This is a genomic window from Pseudomonas nitroreducens TX1, assembly GCF_000313755.1.
In the GTDB taxonomy this organism is placed as follows: Bacteria; Pseudomonadota; Gammaproteobacteria; order Pseudomonadales; family Pseudomonadaceae; genus Pseudomonas; species Pseudomonas nitroreducens_A.
In genome coordinates this window covers 61,627-81,066 of record NZ_AMZB01000122.1, presented here as the reverse complement: position 1 = coordinate 81,066, position 19,440 = coordinate 61,627, and the positions used below count along the sequence as shown (strand labels likewise).

The following is a 19,440-nucleotide window of genomic DNA, read 5'->3' as shown; positions in this document are numbered from 1 at the left end:
CTGGCTGGCACACTTAACCGCTGGACCAAGTGGCTTGCAAAGTGGCTCTGGGCGCTGCGTGCGCCCGCTGTACGGAACCCGAGATGAAAGACTGGCTGGACGAAATCAACTGGAATGCCGATGGACTGGTGCCGGCGATCGCCCAGGACCATCGCACCGGCCGCGTGCTGATGATGGCCTGGATGAACCGCGAGGCCCTGACCCTCACCGCCGCCGAAAACCGCGCCATCTACTGGTCGCGCTCGCGCGGCAAGCTCTGGCGCAAGGGCGAGGAGTCCGGCCACGTGCAGAAGCTGCACGAGCTGCGCCTGGACTGCGACGCCGACGTGGTGATCCTGATGGTCGAGCAACTGGGCGGCATCGCCTGCCACACCGGCCGCGAAAGCTGCTTCTACCGGGTGTTCGAGAACGGCGCCTGGCAGACCGTCGACCCGGTGCTGAAGGACCCGGATGCCATCTACTCCCACGTAGGTACAGGAAAACCCCATGAGCACTGATACCCTCGCCCGTCTGGCGGAAGTCCTCGAAGCGCGCAAGAATGCCGCACCGGACAGTTCCTACGTGGCCAGCCTGTATCACAAGGGCCTGAACAAGATTCTGGAGAAAGTCGGCGAGGAATCGGTGGAAACCATCCTGGCCGCGAAAGACGCCGCCAGCAGCGGTGACTGCACGGACCTGATCTACGAAACGGCCGACCTCTGGTTCCATTCCCTGGTGATGCTCGCCGCTCTCGGCCAGCACCCGCAGGCGGTACTGGACGAGCTGGACCGCCGCTTCGGCCTTTCCGGGCATGACGAGAAGGCCGCGCGCCAGCCGTCAGCCTGAACCCGACAACTTTGCGAGGAATACAAGATGGGCATCTTTGACTGGAAACACTGGGTCGTCATCCTGATCGTCGTGGTACTGGTCTTCGGCACCAAGCGCCTGAAGAACCTCGGTTCGGACGTCGGCGAAGCCATCAAGGGCTTCAAGAAGGCAATGAACACCGAGGAAGACGAGAAGAAAGACCCGAATGCCGCTGCCGGCAACCCGCCGCTGAACCAGCCGCACACCATCGACGCCCAGGCGCAGAAGGTCGAAGAGCCGGCGCGCAAGGACTGATTCATGTTCGGTATCAGCTTCAGCGAACTGCTGCTGGTGGGTCTCGTCGCCCTGCTGGTGCTCGGCCCCGACCGCCTGCCGGGTGCCGCGCGCACCGCCGGGCTGTGGATCGGCCGGCTCAAGCGCAGCTTCAACGCCATCAAGACGGAAGTGGAGCGCGAGCTCGGCGCGGATGAAATCCGTCGCCAGCTGCACAACGAACACATCCTGCAGATGGAACAGGAAGCCAAGAAGCTGATGGCGCCGCTGACCGACCTGCAAGACCAGGCTCGGGAAGCCTTCAATCCGCTGCAGCCTCCGGCCCAGCCGGAAGGCCAGGCCACTTCCACCGAGCCGCCCGCAGCGCCGGTCATCGCACCCAATAGCCGGCTGAACAGCCTGCCGGGTGCGGGCCTCGCGCCTGCCACTGCGGAGGCTCCTGCCGCTGCACCGCAGGCGCCGGAAGCCGGCCAGCCAAGCCCAACGACCGCCGCGAGCCAGCCGCCCGCTTCGTCCGAGACGCCGCGTACCCCATGAGCGCCGAAAAGCCCGACCAGCCCGAACATGACCAGGAAATGCCCCTGGTCTCGCACCTGACCGAACTGCGCAACCGCCTGCTGCGCTGCGTGATCGCGATCTTCGTGATCTTCATCGGCCTGCTGTACTTCTCGCAGAAGATCTACGCGCTGGCTTCCGAGCCGCTGCGCCGCTTCCTGCCCGAAGGCGCGACCATGATCGCCATCGACCCGGCTTCGGCCTTCCTCGCGCCGCTGAAGCTGACCATGATCGTCGCCGTGCTGTTCGCCATGCCGGTGATCCTCAGCCAGGTCTGGGGCTTCATCGCGCCGGGGCTGTACAAGCACGAGAAACGCGTCGCCCTGCCGCTGCTGGCCTCCAGCATCGTACTGTTCTACGCCGGCATGGCCTTCGCCTACTTCATGGTGTTCCCGTTGATGTTCCACTTCTTCCTCGGCTCGGCCCCGGAAGGCGTGACACCGATGACCGACATCAACAGCTACCTGGACTTCCTTACCCTGCTGTTCGCCTTCGGCGTGGCCTTCGAGATTCCCGTCGCCACCGTGCTGCTGGTCTGGATCGGGGTAGTCGACGTGGCTTACCTGAAGAAGATCCGTCCCTATGTGATCATCGGCTGCTTCGTCGTCGGCATGATCCTCACACCGCCGGACCCGCTGTCGCAGACCCTGCTTGCCGTGCCGATGTGGTTGCTGTTCGAGGCCGGCGTGCTGTTCAGCCACCTGATCCGCAAGCGCGGCACGGAAGAAGAAGAGTCCAAGGGCGACCAGCCGCCGGCCACCCGCCCGTGAACCTTCTGCTGCTCGACGACGCCGACTTCGTGGCGGCGGACCGCGTGATCCTGCGTGACCGCCGCCTGACCCACATGCAGGAAGTCCACCGCGCCGAAAGCGGCGACCGGATGCGCGTCGGCCGCCTCGGCGGACAGATGGGCGAAGGCCGCCTGCTGCGCCTGGAAGCCAACGAAGCCGAGCTGCAGGTCAGCTTCGAGCAGGCCCCGCCGGCCAAGCTGCCGCTCACCCTGCTGCTCGCCCTGCCCCGCCCGAAGATGCTCCGCCGTGTGCTGCAGACCGTCGCCGCCATGGGCGTGCCGCGCCTGGTGCTGCTCAACAGCTACCGGGTGGAGAAGAGCTTCTGGCAGACCCCCTTCCTCGATCCCGAAGCCATTCGCGAGCAACTGATCCTGGGCCTGGAACAGGCCCGCGATACCGTGCTGCCCGAGGTGATCATCGAGAAGCGCTTCAAGCCCTTCGTCGAAGACCGCCTGCCCGCGCTGGCCGCCGGCAGTCTCGGCCTGATCGGCCATCCCGGCCCCTGGCCCGAGTGCCCGCGCGCACTGAGCGAGCCGGTGACCCTGGCCATCGGCCCCGAGGGCGGCTGGATTCCCTATGAGGTCGACAAGCTGCGCGAAGCCGGACTGACCCCCGTGCAACTGGGCGATCGCATCCTACGCGTCGAGACCGCCGTGACCGCGCTTTTGGCACGCCTGTACTAACGAAAATGGCTAGAGGCCAGTAAACACGGGGCCTCCAGCGTGAACCACCAGTCAGAAAAATAACCCGAGACGCTTCAGTTCCCGCCAGCGAAGCCGATATCTGGGCTACCGGTCGTCCCCACTCTGCGCACTTCCTGCTCAGCCCTGCGTACCGGCCCTGTTCAACGCTGGAGCGCCCTCATGTTTCGCTGGTTCAACAACCTGACTGTCAAACTCAAACTCGCCTCGGGCTTCGGCCTGGTGTTGCTGCTTACTCTGCTGATCGCCCTCACCGGCTGGATCAACCTGAGCAACGTCATCAGCCGTGGCGACAAGCTCGGCGAGATTTCCGAGCTGATCGCGATTGCCAAGGACCTGCGCATCGCCCGCCTGAAGTTCCAGTCCACGCGCGCGCCGGAAGACGCCAAGCTGGTGCTGGATACCCTGGACAAGCTGGACCAGCGCCACCGCGCACTGAATGAACGGTTCACCGAAGCCGAGGACCGCCGCGTCATCAATCAACAGCATGAGCTGAGCGTCGAGTACCGCAAGCTGTATAGCCAGCTGCTGAAGTCCTTCGAAGAGCGCGACGCCGCCAAGCAGGTGTTGATCCAGGCTGCCAGCGCTGTCAGCGAAGGCATGCAGAAGGCCGAACAGAAGCTGGTGGACAGCGCCAGCACGGAAAGCCTGCAGCACCTGCAGGACCTCGCCGGCCTCGGCCGCTCCGTCATGCAGGCGCGCCTGCAGGTCATGGCCTACACCAGTACCGACGCGCAGAACCTCGAGCAGCCCGCCTTCGCCGGCCTGCAGAAGCTGATCGACGGCGTGAAGAGCGACATGAGCACCTCGCCGGCGGAGCTCGCCGGCGAATTCCGCGCCACCCTCGATGCGCTGGAGACCTACCGCAACGCGCTGACCAACTACCGCAACGAGGTCAACGACAGCCAGGCCGCCCGCGACCGCATGCGCGACGCCGGCCAGCAGATCGAGAAGCTCAGCGCCGAGCTGACCACCACCCAGACCGCCAAGCGTGACGCCGGTGTCGCCCAGGCCAAGACCCTGCTGGGCCTGGCCGCGGCGATCGCCCTGGTGCTGGGCAGCATCGCCGCCTGGATCATCACCGGGCAGATCGTCAATCCGCTGCGCGAGGTGCTGGGCCATGCCGAGCGTATCGCCGACGGCGACCTCAGCCGTGACATCCCCACCAACCGGCACGACGAACTGGGCCAACTGCAGAAGAGCATGCAGCGCATGAACCTGTCGCTGCGCGAACTGATCGGCCGTATCCACGACGGCGTGACGCAGATTGCCAGTGCCGCCGAAGAGCTGTCCGCGGTAACCGAGCAGACCAGCGCCGGGGTGAACAACCAGAAGACCGAGACCGACCAGGTCGCCACCGCCATGAACGAAATGGCCGCCACCGTACAGGAAGTCGCACGTAACGCCGAGGAAGCCTCCGAGGCCGCCTCCGCCGCCGACCGTCAGGCCCGCGATGGTGAAGGTGCGGTGAACGAGGCCGTGACCCAAATGGACCGCCTGGCCGGCGAAGTCGGCCGCACCAACGAGTCGGTGCTCAAGCTCAAGCGCGAAAGCGAGAAGATCGGCAGCGTGCTGGACGTGATCAAGGCCGTGGCCGAGCAGACCAACCTGTTGGCGCTCAACGCCGCTATCGAGGCCGCCCGAGCCGGCGATGCGGGCCGGGGCTTCGCCGTGGTGGCCGACGAGGTGCGCGGCCTGGCGCAGCGCACCCAGTCCTCCACCGAGGAGATCGAAGAGCTGATCGCAGGCCTGCAGAGCGGCACCCAGCAGGCCGTGCAGATGATGGAAACCAGCCGCGACCTGACCGTCAGCACCGTCGACCTGACCCGCCGTGCCGGCGAGCGCCTGGGCGCGATCACCCGCACCGTGTCGACCATCCAGTCGATGAACCAGCAGATCGCCGCCGCTTCCGAGCAACAGAGCGCCGTGGCCGAGGAGATCAACCGCAGCGTGATGAACGTGCGCGACATCTCCGAGCAGACCGCCGCCGCCAGCGAGGAAACCGCTGCGTCCAGCGTGGAGCTGGCGCGCCTGGGCAACGAGCTGCAGGTACTGGTCAGCCGCTTCCGCGTCTGACCCGGCCCCGCCACGAAGAAGGCCCGCGCACAGCGGGCCTTCTTCATACATTGCCAGCGCGCCGAAGGCGTGGGCTTTTCGTAGGAGCGAGCTTGCTCGCGAAGAAGACACGCTGCGAAATCGGTTCGCGAGCAAGCGCGCTCCTACACGAGCCACGGCTGCTGCGGATCGATGGGTATCGCTTCGCTCCACGCCACCCTACGAAGTGCGGCATGGCACTTCACCGCACCGCAAACGCTCGACCAATCCCACCTTCAGTTTCTCGATTTCCCGCCGATAGCCTCTGACGCACGAAGATGCGTCCCGACAATTCCACCTCGCCTCTGCACCTTTCGCTCTTGCCAGCCACGGGCCGTCGATCCCGCGGCGACGCCTGCCTGGAGTTTGCGACATGTACGATTGGCTAGTAGTACAGCTGGGACGCCTGAACGTCAGCCTGAAGCTGGTAGTGGGCTTCGGCATCCTTCTCTTCCTCACCCTGCTGGTGCTGCTAGGCGGCCTGCACAGCCTGGACAACCAGGCCGAACGCGGCAAGCAGATGGCGACCATCACCGAGCTCAACGACCTCAGCCAGCAGGCCAACCTCGCGCGCCTGCAATTCGAGCTGGGCGGTGATCGCAGCCAGGCTGAGCGCGTCGAACAGCACAGCACGAAGATGCTGGAGCTGATCGAACAGCGCCTGAAGGGAAGCGACATCGACGCCCGCCAGCTGGAAGCCGCGCGCCAGGCCGTCAGCCAGTACCGCGAAGCCTTCTCCGCGCTGACCCGCGCCGTGGACCAGCGCACCCAGGCCCGTGGCACCCTGGTCGGCAGCGCGCAGAGCGCCCTGCAGGCTTTCGAGGCGCTGGACAAGCAGCTCTTTGAGCTGCTCGCCGAGCAGCCCGGCGATGCACAACTCCTGCAAGGCGCCCAGGCTGTCGGCCAGCTGCACCAGCAGTTGCTGGTGGTGCGCTACCAGGTGCGCGGCTACGTCTTCGAGCAATCGGCCAGCGCCGAACAGGCCGCCTTCGCCGCCTTCGACAAGCTGCGCGACACTGGCACCGCCCTGCAGAGCCAACTGCCAGGCATCGCCGCGGAGGGCCTGAGCACGGCGCTGAAAGACCTGCAGAACTACCGCAGCGGCATTGAGCATTTCCGCGATGGCGTGAATGCTACCCAGCAGGCGCGCAAGGGCCTGAACGGCGCCAGCCAGGCACTGCTTTCGGCGAGCAATCGCCTGTACGACGACACCCTGAAACGCAACGATGCCGAGACCGCCGCCGCCAAGAACCGGCAGATCCTCATCGCGATCCTCGCGCTGGCGTTCGGCATGCTGTCCGGCTGGGCGATCAACCGGCAGATCGTCCGTCCGTTGCACGAGGCCCTGGAGCTGGCCGAGCGTATCGCCCAGGGCGACCTGTCCCAGGGCCTTTCCCGCGATCTCAACCTGCAACGCAGCGACGAGTTGGGCCAGCTGCAGCGGGTAATGCTGCGCATGCGCGAGAGTCTCTCCCAACTGCTGGGGCACATCGGCGGCAGTGTCAGCCAACTGGCCACGGCTGCCGAAGAGCTCTCCGCCGTCACTGAGCAGACCCGCGCCGGGGTGAACAGCCAGCGCGTGGAAACCGAGCAAGTTGCCAGCGCGATCCATGAAATGGCCGCTACCGTGCAGGAGGTCGCGCGCAACGCCGAGCAGGCTTCCGCCGCCGCCCAGCAGGCCGACCAACAGGCCCGCCAGGGCGACCAGGTGGTGAAGGATGCGGTGAACCAGATCGACCGCCTGGCCATCGAGGTGGATCGCTCCGCCGAGGCCATGGAACTGCTGCGCAAGGAAAGCGAGAAGATCGGCAGCGTGCTGGACGTGATCAAGTCGGTGGCCGAGCAGACCAACCTGCTGGCGCTCAACGCCGCCATCGAGGCCGCCCGCGCCGGCGAGGCCGGGCGTGGATTCGCGGTGGTCGCCGACGAGGTGCGCGGCCTGGCCCAGCGCACGCAGTCCTCCACCGCCGAAATCGAGGGCCTGATCGCTGGCCTGCAGCGCGGCGCCCAGGAAGCGGTGACGCGCATGGACGACAGCCGCCGCCTGACCGGCAGTTCGGTGGAACTGACCCGCCGCGCTGGCGAGGCGCTGGGCGGGATCGCCCGCACCGTGGCCGACATCCAGGGCATGAACCTGCAGATCGCCTCGGCGGCCGAGGAGCAGAGCAGCGTTGCCGAGGAGATCAACCGCAGCGTGGTGCAGGTCCGCGAGATCGCCGACCAGTCCGCCGCCGCCAGCGAGCAGACCGCCAGCTCCAGCACCGAACTGGCGCGCCTGGGCAACGAACTGCAACGGCAGGTGGGACGTTTCCGCCTGTGACGCGCCTGGCGATCGATACGCCCGCTCCGGCCGATAACGGCAGGACAGGTGTCATGCGCATGGCGTAGGATCGGACACTCGCCATGAAGGGAGAGTGACCATGCGCCCGCTGACCATCGATATCGACGAACTGGCCTTCGCGCTTGATACCCAGGGTATCGATCACTACCTCGACCTGTTCAGTGGCCAGGTGCTGCTGATACCAGAGGACGATCCCGACCCGGAGCTCGCCGAACTGCTGCACCGCGAGCCGGAGCGCCTGCTGCCCATCGAGCCGCTGAGCAGCGCTCAGTCGCTGGAGTTGATGCGCGACTTCCTGCGCGAAGTACCCGAACCCCACGCCTATTCCGCCCTGGCCAACGCCATCGAGGGACGCAAGCCGTTCAAGGCGTTCCGCCACGTGCTGATGGGTTATCCGGAGCTGCTGCAGGCCTGGTACGTCTACCAGGGCGAACGGCTGCGCGAGTGCGCGCTGGACTGGCTGGCGGACAACCATATCCAACCGGCGACACGCAGCGCGATGCTCTGATCCGCAGGTTCGCGAGCAAGCTCGCTCCTACAAGACCCCCCCCCTGTAGCATTGAGCTTGCTCGCGAACCGCCCCATGCTCCAGCGTAACGATGTGTGGCGCTTAACCTGTTCCGAGTTATGCGCCCTACGCTGCTGACGGGGGAGCGAGCTATCAGTGCCGGCTGGCGCACTGGGCTCGTCCGACACAGACCCAGTCCCTCTCCCAGCAGGGAAAGGGCTAGGGAGAGGGAGAGGTAGAGGTAGAGGTAGAGGTAGAGGTAGAGGTAGAGGTAGAGGGAAATCCTGGGCGAAGGGATCCAGAAGAAGACAGCTGCTTTGGCTCCCTATCCCAAACAAAAACGCCGCCCCGAGGGCGGCGTTTTTGTTTCCGATCAGAACAACCGGCCTTCGGGGGCCTCGCTGGAGATCGGCTTGGCTTGCGCCGCCGTGGCCTGCCATCCGCCGCCGAGGGCCTTGTACAGGTTGACCTCGCTGGTCAGCTGGTTGAGGCGGTCGGTGATCAGCTGCTGCTGGGCACTGAACAGCGAGCGCTGCGCGTCGAGCAGGGTGAGGTAGTTATCCACACCGGTGCGGTAGCGCTTGTCGGCCAGGCGGTAGTACTCGCTGCTGGCGTCCACCAGCGAGCGCTGCGCCTGCAGTTGCTCGTTGAAGGTGCCGCGCGCGGCGAGGCCGTCGGCGACTTCGGAGAAGGCCGTCTGGATGGCCTTCTCGTACTGCGCGATGTTGATGTCCTTCTGCACCCGGGCCAGGTCCAGGCTCGCCCGCAGGCTGCCGGCGTTGAAGATCGGCAAGGTGATCGAAGGCTGGAACAGCCAGGTGCCGGAGCCGCCGTCGAACAGGCCGGACAGGTCCGGGCTGAGGCTGCCGGCGTTGGCGGTCAGGCTGATGTTCGGGAAGAACGCCGCACGCGCCGCGCCGATGTTGGCGTTGGCCGCCTTGAGCTGGTGCTCCGCCTGGAGGATGTCCGGGCGGCGCTGCAGCAGGTCGGAGGGCAGGCCCGCCGGCACGGTGGCCAGCAGCTCGTCGGACAGCTGGCGGCCCTGGGGCAGGTCCGCTGGCAGACCGGAGCCAAGCAGCAACACCAGGGCGTTCTGGTCCTGCGCCACCAGGCGGGTGTATTGCGCCAGGGTGGCCCGCGCGCTTTCCACCTGGGTCTGCGACTGACGCAGGTCCAGCGCCGAGGCGACACCGACCTCGTAGCTGCGCTTGGTCAGGTCGTAGCTCTTCTGGTAGGTGCCCAGGGTATTGCGGGTCAGCTCCAGCTGGGCCTGGTCGGCGCGCAGCGTCAGGTAAGCGTTGGCGACGTTGGCCACCAGGCTGGTCTGGGTGCTGCGACGGGCCTCTTCGCTGGCGAAGTAGGTTTCCAGCGCCTGGTCACGCAGGGCGCGCAGACGGCCGAACAGGTCGAGCTCCCAGGCGGTCACGCCCAGGGTCGCGCCGTACTGGCTGCTGATCATCGAGCTGCCGGTCTGCGACAGGTCGGCTGGCAGGCGCTGGCGCGAGCCGGAGACGCTGGCATCCACCGCCGGGAACAGGTCGGCCCGCTGGATGCGGTACTGCGCCCGGTAGGCTTCGATGTTCAGCGCGGCAACGCGCAGGTCGCGGTTGTTCTCCAGCGACACTTCGATCAGCCGCTGCAGCTGCGGGTCCTTGAAGAACTCGCGCCAGCCGATATCGGCAGAGGCGTTGGCCGGCTGCGCCGCACCGTAGGCATCGCCCTGGGGATAGGCCGCGGCCACGGGCGCCTCGGGGCGCTCGTAGTCGGGGATCAGGGAACAGCCGGACAATACGACGGCGGCAACGGCCCACGACAAGGAGGGCAACAAAAAGGACTTTCTCATATCAATGCCCCTTCTCGGCGGCTTGCTGTTGCTTGGACGCCGGGTCCTTGAACAGCGTACTGACCACCACATAGAACAACGGCACCCAGAAGATCGCGAGGATGGTCGCAGTGACCATGCCGCCGATCACGCCGGTACCGATCGCATGCTGGCTGCCCGAGCCCGCGCCGGTGGAGATCGCCAGCGGCAGCACACCGAGGACGAAGGCCAGGGAGGTCATGACGATCGGGCGCAGACGCATCCGGCACGCCTCGATGGCCGCTTCGACTATGCCCTTGCCCTGCTCGTGCAGTTCCTTGGCGAACTCGACGATGAGGATCGCGTTCTTCGCCGACAGGCCGATGGTCGTCAACAGGCCCACCTGGAAGAACACGTCGTTGGACAACCCGCGCATGGACGTCGCCAGCAGCGCACCAATGACGCCCAGCGGCACCACCAGCATCACCGAGAACGGGATCGACCAGCTCTCGTACAGCGCCGCCAGGCAGAGGAACACCACGATCAGCGACAGGGCGTAGAGCGCGGGGGCCTGCGAACCGGACAGGCGTTCCTCGTAGGAAAGGCCGGTCCAGGCATAGCCGACACCCTTGGGCAACTGCTTGACGATGTCTTCCACTGCCGCCATTGCCTCACCGGTAGAACGGCCCGGGGCCGGTTCACCGAGGACTTCCATGGCCGGTACGCCGTTGTAGCGCGCCAGCTTCGGCGAGCCATAGCTCCACTCGCCGGTGGCGAAGGCACTGAATGGCACCATCTCGCCGGCGCTGTTGCGCACGTACCACTTGTCCAGGTCTTCCGGGCTCATCCGCGCGTTCGGGCGGCCTTGCAGGTAGACCTTCTTCACCCGACCACGGTCGATGAAGTCGTTGACGTAGTTCGAGCCCCAGGCGATGGACAGGGTGCTGTTGATATCCGCCAGCGAGATGCCCAGCGCACTGGCCTTCTCGTCGTCGATCAGCAGCTTGTACTGCGGTTCGTCGTTCAGGCCGTTGGGACGCACGCGTTGCAGCATCGGGTTCTGCGCGGCGAGGCCGAGGAACTGGTTGCGCGCCTGCATCAGCACTTCGTGGCCGACGCCCGCCTGGTCCTGGAGGAAGATGTCGAAGCCCACGGCGTTACCCAGTTCGAGTACCGCCGGCGGGGCGAAGGCGAACACCATCGCATCCTTGAAGCTGAAGAAGTGCTGCTGCGCACGCTGGGCCAGGGCGAACACGCTGTTCTCCGCGCCCGGACGCTCTTCCCAGGGCTTGAGCATGATGAACGCCATGCCCGAACTCTGGCCGCGGCCGGCGAAGTTGAAGCCGGTCACGGTGAACACCGAGGCCACCGAGCTGCTTTCCTTCTCCAGCAGGTACTCGCGCATGGAGTCCACCACCACCTGGGTGCGCTCGGCGGAGGAACCGGCCGGGGTCTGCACCTGGGCGAACAGCACGCCCTGGTCCTCGTCGGGGAGGAACGCTGTGGGGATGCGGGTGAACAGGTAGACCATGCCGGCCAGGATGATCACGTACATCAACAGGTACGGCGTGCGGTGCTTGAGGATCGAGGTGACGCCGCGCTCGTAGCCATGGGTGGTGGCGAGGAACTTACGGTTGAACCAGCCGAAGAAGCCGCGCTTGTGCTCGCCATGGTCGCCCTTCTCGATGGGCTTGAGCATGGTGGCGCAGAGCGCCGGGGTCAGCACCAGGGCCACCAGCACCGACAGGGCCATGGCCGAGACGATGGTGATGGAGAACTGGCGGTAGATCACCCCGGTCGAGCCGCCGAAGAATGCCATCGGCAGGAACACCGCCGAGAGCACCAGGGCGATACCGACCAGCGCGCCCTGGATCTGGTCCATCGACTTGCGCGCCGCCTCGCGGGGTGACAAGCCATCCTCGGCCATCACCCGCTCGACGTTCTCCACCACCACGATGGCGTCGTCCACCAACAGGCCGATCGCCAGCACCATGCCGAACATGGTCAGGGTGTTGATCGAGAAGCCGAAGGCGGCGAGCACGCCGAAGGTGCCCAGCAGGACCACCGGCACGGCGATCGTCGGGATCAGCGTGGCGCGGAAATTCTGCAGGAACAGATACATCACCAGGAACACCAGCAGGATCGCCTCGCCCAGGGTCTTCACCACCTCATGGATGGAGGCGGAGACCACCGGGGTGGTGTCGTACGGGTAGACGATCTTCATGCCCTGCGGGAAAAACGGCTCCAGGGTGCTCAGGGTTGCGCGGATCGACTTGGCGGTGTCCAGTGCGTTGGCGCCGGTAGCCAGCTTGATCGCGATACCCGAGGCCGGTTTGCCGTTGAACTGGGCGTTGATGCTGTAGTCCTGGCCACCCAGGGCGACGTCGGCGACGTCCTTGAGGCGAACCTGGGAACCATCGGCGTTGACCCTGAGCAGGATGTTCTTGAACTGCTCGGCGCTCTGCAGGCGGGTCTTGCCGATGATGGTGGCGTTGAGCTGCTGGCCCTTGACCGCGGGCAGGCCGCCCAGCTGGCCGGAGGAGATCTGCACGTTCTGCGCCTGGATCGCCGTCTTCACGTCGCCCGGAGTCATCTGGAAGCTGTTGAGCTTGGCCGGGTCGAGCCAGATGCGCATGGCGTACTGCGAACCGAACACCTGGAAGTCACCCACACCGGCGGTCCGCGACAGCGGGTCCTGGATGTTGGAGACAATGTAGTTCGACAGGTCTTCCTTGGTCATGCTGCCGTCGGTGGAGACGACGCCGACCACCATCAGGAAGTTCTTCACCGCCTTGGTCACGCGGATGCCCTGCTGTTGCACTTCCTGCGGCAGGAGCGGCGTGGCCAGCTGCAGCTTGTTCTGCACCTGCACCTGGGCGATGTCAGGGCTGGTGCCCTGGTCGAAGGTCACGGTGATGGTCATGCTGCCGTCGGAGTTGGACTCCGAGGAGATGTAGCGCAGATGGTCGAGACCGTTCATCTGCTGCTCGATGACCTGCACCACGGTGTCCTGCACCGTCTCGGCGGAGGCACCCGGGTAGCTCACCTGGATGGCGATGGCCGGCGGCGCAATGGCCGGGTACTGGTTCACCGGCAACTTGAGGATCGACAGACCGCCCGCCAGCATGATCACCAGGGCGATCACCCAGGCAAAGATGGGCCGGTCAATGAAAAACTTCGACATGACGAATCCCCTTGATTAACCCTGCTTGGCCGGCTCGGCGGCGGCGGGCTTGTCGGCGGCACCGGCGGTGGGCGCCACGTTCTTCGCGGGTACGGCCCTGGCCTGGGCGCCCGGCTGGACGTACTGCAGGCCTTCGGTGATCAGGCGGTCGCCCGGCTTGAGGCCATCGCTGACCAGCCAGTAGGCGCCGACGGTACGGTCGGCCTTGAGGGTGCGCAGCTCGACCTTGTCCTCGGCGTTGAGCACCAGCGCGGTCGCCATGCCACGGAAGTCACGGGTCACGCCCTGTTGCGGCGCCAGGATGGCCTGCTTCTTGATGCCTTCCTGCAGCTGCGCATGGACGAACATGCCCGGCAGCAATTCCTTGTTCGGGTTGGGGAAGATGGCGCGCACGGTCACCGAGCCGGTGCCCTGGTCAACCGAGACCTCGGAGAACTCCAGCTTGCCCTCGACCGGGTATTCGGAGCCGTCTTCCAGGTACAGCTTGACCTTGGCAGCGTTGTCGCCGGCCTTCTCCAGCTGCCCGGCGGCCAGCTCGCGGCGCAGGCGGATCAGCGAAGTGGAGGACTGGGTGACGTCGACGTAGATCGGGTCCAGCTGCTGCACGGTGGCCAGCGCGGTGCTCTGGCCGTTCTGCACCAGGGCGCCCTCGGTCACGCTGGAGCGGCCGATGCGGCCGGAGATGGGCGAATAGACCTTGGTGTAGCGCACGTTGATCCTGGCGTTGTCCACCGTGGCCTTGGCCTGCAGGTAGGCCGCCTGGGCGTCGGCGTATTGCTGCTTGCTCACCGCCTCGTCCTTGACCAGTTCCTTGTAGCGCTCGGCCTGCTGCTGGGTGGAGACCAGGTTGGCCTGGGCGCTCTGCAGCGTCGCTTCATAGGTAGCCGGGTCGATCTGGTACAGCTGCTGGCCTTCCTTGACGTCGCTGCCTTCCTTGAACAGGCGCTTGAGGATGATGCCGTTCACCTGCGGGCGAACCTCGGCGATGCGATACGCGGTGGTGCGACCCGGCAGCTCGGTGCTCAGGGTCACTTCCTGCGGTTGCAGGGTCACCACACCGACCTCGGGGATCTGCTTCTGCTGCGGGGCCTCGGTCTTGTCGCAGCCGGCAAGAGTGGCCATGGCGACGAGCAGGGCCGGAACCAGGGCGCGCATGGCTGGCTTTCGTTGCATATCGTTGTCCTCGTGAGCAAAGCATCCGGTTTGGCTGTGGGCTTGCCGGTCCGGAAAAGCTGGCAAAAATACTTACATTCAGCTGTGTTTGTAAACGTCCGAAAGCCCTGAGGGAAAACTACTGAAACGTTTTAGCCAATGGCCGATATCACAGTAGGTTTCCCACAAGGCAGTCGCGGCGGCGAACAAAGTTGATAACATCAACTAAAATACGAAAAAATGGTTGAGCCGATCAACCTGATTTACACAAGGTTTACCGTGACCGAGCCGATGACCCACAACGTGAATCCCGACTTGCCGCAGACCCTGATGAAGGTCCTCGACCACTTGCGCGAGAGCCTCCAGGACGAACTGTGCGCGCAGGGCATCGACCTCACGCCACCGGACATCCGCCTCCTCGAGCTGATCGGCGCCGATGCCGGCCAGAGCCTGCAGAGCCTGGGTCGCAAGATGTGCCGCGACAAGGCACTGGTGACCCGCAAGATCCGCGAGATGGAAACCCTCGGCCTGGTTCGCCGTGAACGCAACCCGATCGATCAGCGCAGCTTCCAGCTGTTCCTCACCGAGGCCGGGAGCCGCATCGACCAGCGCACCCAGGCCATCCTCGCACGGACCCATGACAGTCTGTTCGCGCCGCTGAACGACGAGGAGCAACGCACCCTTACCCAGCTCCTGCGGCAGTGCCTGCAAGGCCGCGCGGACTGACCGCACAAACGAAAACGCCGGCATTCGCCGGCGTTTTCGCTTCCTTGCGTCTTACTGACGCACCCCTTCTACAGACAGGGTCAGCTCGACTTCCTGGGAAGCCGGGCCGAGGTCGCGCTGAATGTTGAAGTCCTTCAGCTTGAGGGTGGTGGTGCCGAGGAAGCCGGCACGGTAGCCGCCCCACGGGTCATCGCCCTGGCCGATCAGTTCAGCCTTGATGGTGACCGGCTTGGTCACGCCGTTCAGGGTCAGGTTGCCGGTGATCTCGGCATTCTTGCCGTCGGCTTTCACGGCGGTCGACTCGAAGGTCGCGGTCGGATTCTTCGAGACATTCAGGAAGTCCGGGCTGCGCAGGTGCTTGTCACGCTCGGCGTGGTTGGAGTTCACGCTGTTGGTGTTGATGGTCACCTTGACCTTGTCGGCGGACGGGTTCTTCTCGTCGAAGGTGAAGGCACCGTCGAAGTCGTCGAAGCGGCCGTACAGCCAGCTGTAACCCAGGTGCTTGATGCGGAACTCGATGAAGGCGTGCTGGCCTTCCTTGTCGATCTTGTAGTCGGCGGCCATGGCCTGGCCAGCGGAGAACAGGGCGGTACCCAGCGCCAGAGCGGCGAACGTCTTCTTCAGCATTGAAGCAATCTCCCTTTGAGGTGAGGTGTTATTTCGCGGCACGACCGAGCATGCGCACGAGCGTCGCGTCTCGATCGAAGAAATGGTGTTTGAACGCCGCCAGGGCATGCAGCACGGCCAGCACCACCAGGGTCCAGGCCAGGTACAGGTGGATCGCGCCGGCAATGTCGGCCTGGTCGGTGAGGCCGCTCAGGGTGGCGGGCACGTCGAACCAGCCGAACACGCTGATGGGTTTGCCTTCGGCGGTGGAAATCAGGTAGCCGGCGATGATCACGGCGAACAGCAACGCGTAGAGCGCCAGGTGGCCAAGTTTGGAGGCCAGGCGGGTCATCTGGCCGTGGTTGGCCGGTGCCGGCGGTGCCGGGCTGATGAAGCGCCAGAGCACGCGCACGATCAGGGCGATGGCCAGCAGGATGCCGATGCTTTTGTGGATTTCCGGGGCACGGTGGTACCAGGTGTCGTAGTAGTCGAGCTCGCGCATCCACAGGCCCAGGCCGAACAGGCCGAACACCACCAGCGCACTGCCCCAGTGCAGGAACAGGCTGACCAGTCCGTAGCGAGCGGGGGAATTACGCCATTGCATCGATCGACATCCTTGAAAACGGGGAATTCAAGCCTAGCGGCAAATGCATCGAATAAAAGCAGAAAATCCTGCTTTGAAACATCGACTGACAAGATAAGTCCGCTCCGAAACGCCCGTCCCAGAGCCAGAAACGACAATGCCGGCTTTCGCCGGCATTGTGGATAGAACGGGTTCGATCAGAACGGCAGCCAGGACATGATGCCCTTCTTCTCGCTCTTCTCGGCCGGCTTGTCGCTGGCAGCCGGCTTGTTGTCAGCGATCATCGCCTTGCCTTCGAGCACCGGCGTCTTGCCGGCCTGCAGTTCGCGCACCTGGCTGGCAGCGCGCTTGCCGCTGCGCAGGGCGCCCTCGATGGTGCCCGGATAGAGCGCGTCGGTGTGCTCGCCGGCGAAGGCCACGCGGGACACCGGAGTCTCCCACACGCGCCAGAAGCGGCTGATCTGCCCCGGACCGTAGGCCAGGTAGGAACCGCCGGTGCCGACATCGGTGCTGTAGCGACGCATTTCATAGCCGTCATAGGCGCCGCGCATCTTCGGGTAGTACTTGTTCATGCGGATCAGCACCTGCTCGGAGAGCTGGCGGTCACCAAAGGCCTGCATGACGCGGGCGTTGTCGCCGGACAGGTTGATCAGCACGTTGGCGCCGCCCTTGGTCGCAGGCTCGACCCAGATCATGCCCAAACCCTGGTCGCTGTAGATCTCGCCGGACAGGCGCGACTTGTCGTCCCACACCGGGCGCTTGAACTTCATCAGGATCTGGTCGCGCCAGCCGTAGTTGGTGCCCTTGAGCGCCGCCAGCTGCTTCTCGTTCAGGCCCGGGGTCAGGGTGATGTTGCCCAGGGCGCGCAGCGGTACGGCCAGCACCAGGTAATCGGCGGTGTAGCCGGTGGGGCCGACCTTGACGGTCACGCCGTCCTTGTCCTGGTTGATCGCGGTGACCTTGGCGTTGGTCTTGATGGTCTTGATCTGCTTGACGAAGGCCTGGGCCAGCACCTGGCTGCCGCCGGGCAGGCGCGCGGCGCGCAGGTCGCGGTCATCGACGCCACGGTACACACGGCCCTGCTGGGCGAGGTAGAGCAGCGACAGGCGCGACGGTTCGTCGTAGTGCGAGCGGATGCGCTGGTTGACCAGCAGGCGCGCGGTGGGCGAAAGGTTCAGCTTGTCCAGCCAGCGTGCGGCGGTGAGCTGGTCGAGGGCGAACAGGGTCTTGTTCGCCAGCGGGTTGAGCGGGTCGTCGATGGACGCGGACAGCTCGTTCAGGGACTTCTCGAAGCGCTCCAGGTCCGCGGCGACGGCGGGCATTTTCGCCTTCAGGTCGGCGCTGGTGTAGTAGACGCCGTCGATCAGGTAGCTCGGGGTGCGGACGAACTCCGGCGCCGGCACCGAATTCACCTTCAGGGTGCTCAGGTAGCCGTTGAGGGTCGGCTGGACCTTGTTGTTGCCGATCCACTCGCTGGTGGCCAGGCCCGAACGGCCGCCCACCTGCGGCTTGGCTTCGAGCACGGTGACCTGCCAGCCCGCCTGCTGCAGCTCGTAGGCTGCGGAAAGACCGGCGAGGCCGCCGCCGACCACGATGGCGGTCGGTTGTTTGTCCTTGCCCAGCGCCACCGCGCTGAACACCCCCAGAGCAAGCAGCGCGGCAGCGCGCAGCCATCCCATTTTCATCGCCGGAATTCCCCGAATTGGTGCAAAGGCGCGAAGCATACGTGAGCGCCTGAAAGCCGAACAGCCGTCTTGGTCGGCTACCTGCGGCATGTGTCGTAGGACGTGTCCTTGTTCATCTCAGGTGCATTGAATAGGCTTGCCGACCAGAGCGAGCCGACAGTGACGAAGAGGAGTACCGCCATGGGCCTGAACGCCGAGTGGATGCAGCGCGATCTCGAGGTGCTGTGGCACCCCTGCACCCAGATGAAAGACCACGAGCGCCTGCCGGTGATCCCGATCCGCCGCGGCGAAGGCATCTGGCTGGAGGACTTCGAAGGCAAGCGCTACATGGACGCCGTCAGCTCCTGGTGGGTCAACGTCTTCGGCCACGCCAACCCGCGTATCAACCAGCGCATCAAGGACCAGGTGGACCAGCTGGAGCACGTGATCCTCGCCGGTTTCAGCCACCAGCCGGTGATCGAGCTCTCCGAACGCCTGCTGCGCCTGGCGCCAGCGGGATTCTCCCGGGTGTTCTACGCCGACAGCGGCTCGGCCGGCATCGAAGTCGCGCTGAAGATGAGCTACCACTACTGGCACAACCTCGGCCAGCCGGAGAAGAAGCGCTTCATCACCCTGACCAACAGCTACCACGGCGAGACGGTCGCGGCGATGTCGGTGGGCGACGTGGCACTGTTCACCGAAACCTACAAGTCGCTGCTGATGGACACCATCAAGGTGCCGACCCCCGACTGCTACCTGCGCCCCGAGGGCGTGAGCTGGGAGGAACATTCGCGGACGATGTTCGCCGCCATGGAGCAGGCGCTGGAGCAGCACCATAAAGAGGTCGCGGCGGTCATCGTCGAACCGCTGGTGCAAGGCGCCGGCGGCATGCGCATGTACCACCCGGTGTACCTCAAGCTGCTGCGCGAGGCCTGCGACCGCTACGGCGTACACCTGATCCACGACGAGATCGCCGTGGGCTTCGGCCGCACCGGCACGATGTTCGCCTGCGAGCAGGCCGGCATCACCCCGGACTTCCTGGTGCTGTCCAAGGCGCTGACCGGCGGCTACCTGGCGATGAGCGCAGTGCTCACCACCGACAAGGTCTACCAGGCCTTCTACGACGACTACGCCACCCTGCGCGCCTTTCTCCATTCGCACACCTACACCGGCAACCCGCTGGCCTGCGCCGCCGCCCTGGCGACCCTGGATATCTTCGAGCAGGACAACGTGATCGAGGCCAACAAGGCCCTGGCGGCCAGGATGGCCAGCGCCACCACGCACCTGGCCGACCACCCGCACGTCTCGGAAATTCGCCAGACCGGCATGATCCTCGCCATCGAGATGGTCCAGGACAAGGCCAGCAAAACCGCCTACCCCTGGCAGGAGCGCCGCGGCCTGAAGGTCTTCCAGCATGGCCTTACGCGCGGCGCGCTGCTGCGTCCGCTGGGCAGCGTGGTGTACTTCCTGCCGCCGTACATCATCACCCCGGAGCAGATCGACTTCCTCGCCGAGGTCGCCAGCGAAGGCATCGACATCGCCACCCGTGACAGCGTGAGCGTAGCGGTCAGCGAGCGCTTCCCCGAGCATCGCGATCCGGGCTGATCGGCTACAAGCGGCAGGCCGAAAGCTTTAAGCTTGCCGCTTCCCCCCA

At 65.4% G+C, this 19,440-nt stretch carries 17 protein-coding genes and 2 pseudogenes; 13 read left to right on the top strand and 6 right to left on the bottom strand.

What is annotated here, in order from left to right; all coding sequences use genetic code 11:
* Nucleotides 1–83 precede the first annotated feature (83 nt).
* From hisI to C167_RS0120365, 11 genes and pseudogenes are all read left to right on the top strand, one after another.
* Nucleotides 84–497, top strand: a complete 414-nt coding sequence (hisI, locus tag C167_RS0120405) for a phosphoribosyl-AMP cyclohydrolase (protein ID WP_017520157.1) — start codon at nt 84–86, stop codon at nt 495–497.
* Nucleotides 487–825 (top strand): phosphoribosyl-ATP diphosphatase, encoded by a 339-nt coding sequence (locus C167_RS0120400; RefSeq protein ID WP_017520156.1) that lies wholly within the window; start codon nt 487–489, stop codon nt 823–825. The genes hisI and C167_RS0120400 overlap by 11 nt, the downstream gene beginning before the upstream one ends.
* Nucleotides 826–852: 27 nt before the next feature.
* Nucleotides 853–1,101, top strand: a complete 249-nt coding sequence (locus C167_RS0120395) for a twin-arginine translocase TatA/TatE family subunit (RefSeq protein ID WP_017520155.1) — start codon at nt 853–855, stop codon at nt 1,099–1,101.
* Between the two features lie 3 nt (nt 1,102–1,104).
* Entirely contained in the window at nt 1,105–1,617 is a 513-nt protein-coding gene (gene tatB, locus C167_RS0120390; protein ID WP_017520154.1) for a Sec-independent protein translocase protein TatB, read from the top strand.
* Entirely contained in the window at nt 1,614–2,405 is a 792-nt protein-coding gene (gene tatC, locus C167_RS0120385) for a twin-arginine translocase subunit TatC (protein WP_017520153.1), read from the top strand. Before tatB ends, tatC begins: the two co-directional genes overlap by 4 nt.
* On the top strand, nt 2,402–3,109 hold the full coding sequence (locus tag C167_RS0120380; protein WP_017520152.1) for a 16S rRNA (uracil(1498)-N(3))-methyltransferase: 708 nt from the start codon (nt 2,402–2,404) through the stop codon (nt 3,107–3,109). The genes tatC and C167_RS0120380 overlap by 4 nt, the downstream gene beginning before the upstream one ends.
* Nucleotides 3,110–3,289: 180 nt before the next feature.
* A pseudogene (locus C167_RS35500) lies at nt 3,290–4,330 on the top strand (methyl-accepting chemotaxis protein); the annotation flags it as partial.
* Nucleotides 4,331–5,203: a methyl-accepting chemotaxis protein gene (locus C167_RS35495; protein ID WP_419146531.1), complete on the top strand. Its 873-nt coding sequence runs from the start codon at nt 4,331–4,333 to the stop codon at nt 5,201–5,203.
* A gap of 391 nt (nt 5,204–5,594) precedes the next feature.
* A pseudogene (locus C167_RS35490) lies at nt 5,595–6,683 on the top strand (methyl-accepting chemotaxis protein); the annotation flags it as partial.
* Nucleotides 6,669–7,541 carry a methyl-accepting chemotaxis protein gene (locus tag C167_RS35485; RefSeq protein ID WP_419146530.1) on the top strand — a complete coding sequence of 291 codons (873 nt, stop codon included), beginning with the start codon at nt 6,669–6,671 and terminating at the stop codon, nt 7,539–7,541. The pseudogene C167_RS35490 and the gene C167_RS35485, both read left to right, overlap by 15 nt.
* Nucleotides 7,542–7,641: 100 nt before the next feature.
* The gene (locus C167_RS0120365; protein ID WP_017520149.1) at nt 7,642–8,070 is read left to right on the top strand and encodes a UPF0158 family protein; all 429 of its coding nucleotides are present in this window, start codon (nt 7,642–7,644) and stop codon (nt 8,068–8,070) included.
* A gap of 373 nt (nt 8,071–8,443) precedes the next feature.
* Here the strand turns inward: C167_RS0120365 and C167_RS0120360 are convergent, their stop codons facing one another.
* Genes C167_RS0120360 through mexA form a run of 3 tightly spaced genes read right to left on the bottom strand, consistent with a single transcriptional unit; the run spans nt 8,444 to nt 14,228 of the window.
* A complete protein-coding gene (locus C167_RS0120360; RefSeq protein ID WP_026079167.1) occupies nt 8,444–9,913 on the bottom strand; it encodes an AdeC/AdeK/OprM family multidrug efflux complex outer membrane factor in 1,470 nt (489 codons plus the stop codon).
* A 1-nt stretch (nt 9,914) separates the two neighbouring features.
* Nucleotides 9,915–13,055: an efflux RND transporter permease subunit gene (locus C167_RS0120355; RefSeq protein ID WP_017520147.1), complete on the bottom strand. Its 3,141-nt coding sequence runs from the start codon at nt 13,053–13,055 to the stop codon at nt 9,915–9,917.
* Between the two features lie 15 nt (nt 13,056–13,070).
* Nucleotides 13,071–14,228: a multidrug efflux RND transporter periplasmic adaptor subunit MexA gene (mexA, locus tag C167_RS0120350; RefSeq protein ID WP_026079166.1), complete on the bottom strand. Its 1,158-nt coding sequence runs from the start codon at nt 14,226–14,228 to the stop codon at nt 13,071–13,073.
* A 270-nt stretch (nt 14,229–14,498) separates the two neighbouring features.
* Between mexA and C167_RS0120345 the strand changes: the two genes are divergently transcribed.
* Nucleotides 14,499–14,933 carry a MarR family winged helix-turn-helix transcriptional regulator gene (locus C167_RS0120345; RefSeq protein ID WP_026079165.1) on the top strand — a complete coding sequence of 145 codons (435 nt, stop codon included), beginning with the start codon at nt 14,499–14,501 and terminating at the stop codon, nt 14,931–14,933.
* Nucleotides 14,934–14,984: 51 nt separating this feature from the next.
* Here C167_RS0120345 and C167_RS0120340 read toward each other — a convergent pair whose 3' ends face one another.
* The 3 genes from C167_RS0120340 to C167_RS0120330 form a co-directional block, all read right to left on the bottom strand.
* Nucleotides 14,985–15,560 (bottom strand): YceI family protein, encoded by a 576-nt coding sequence (locus C167_RS0120340; RefSeq protein ID WP_017520144.1) that lies wholly within the window; start codon nt 15,558–15,560, stop codon nt 14,985–14,987.
* A 28-nt stretch (nt 15,561–15,588) separates the two neighbouring features.
* Nucleotides 15,589–16,143, bottom strand: a complete 555-nt coding sequence (locus C167_RS0120335) for a cytochrome b (protein WP_017520143.1) — start codon at nt 16,141–16,143, stop codon at nt 15,589–15,591.
* A gap of 176 nt (nt 16,144–16,319) precedes the next feature.
* The gene (locus C167_RS0120330; protein ID WP_017520142.1) at nt 16,320–17,807 is read right to left on the bottom strand and encodes a flavin monoamine oxidase family protein; all 1,488 of its coding nucleotides are present in this window, start codon (nt 17,805–17,807) and stop codon (nt 16,320–16,322) included.
* Between the two features lie 180 nt (nt 17,808–17,987).
* Between C167_RS0120330 and C167_RS0120325 the strand changes: the two genes are divergently transcribed.
* Entirely contained in the window at nt 17,988–19,391 is a 1,404-nt protein-coding gene (locus tag C167_RS0120325) for an adenosylmethionine--8-amino-7-oxononanoate transaminase (RefSeq protein WP_017520141.1), read from the top strand.
* Nucleotides 19,392–19,440: the final 49 nt, after the last annotated feature.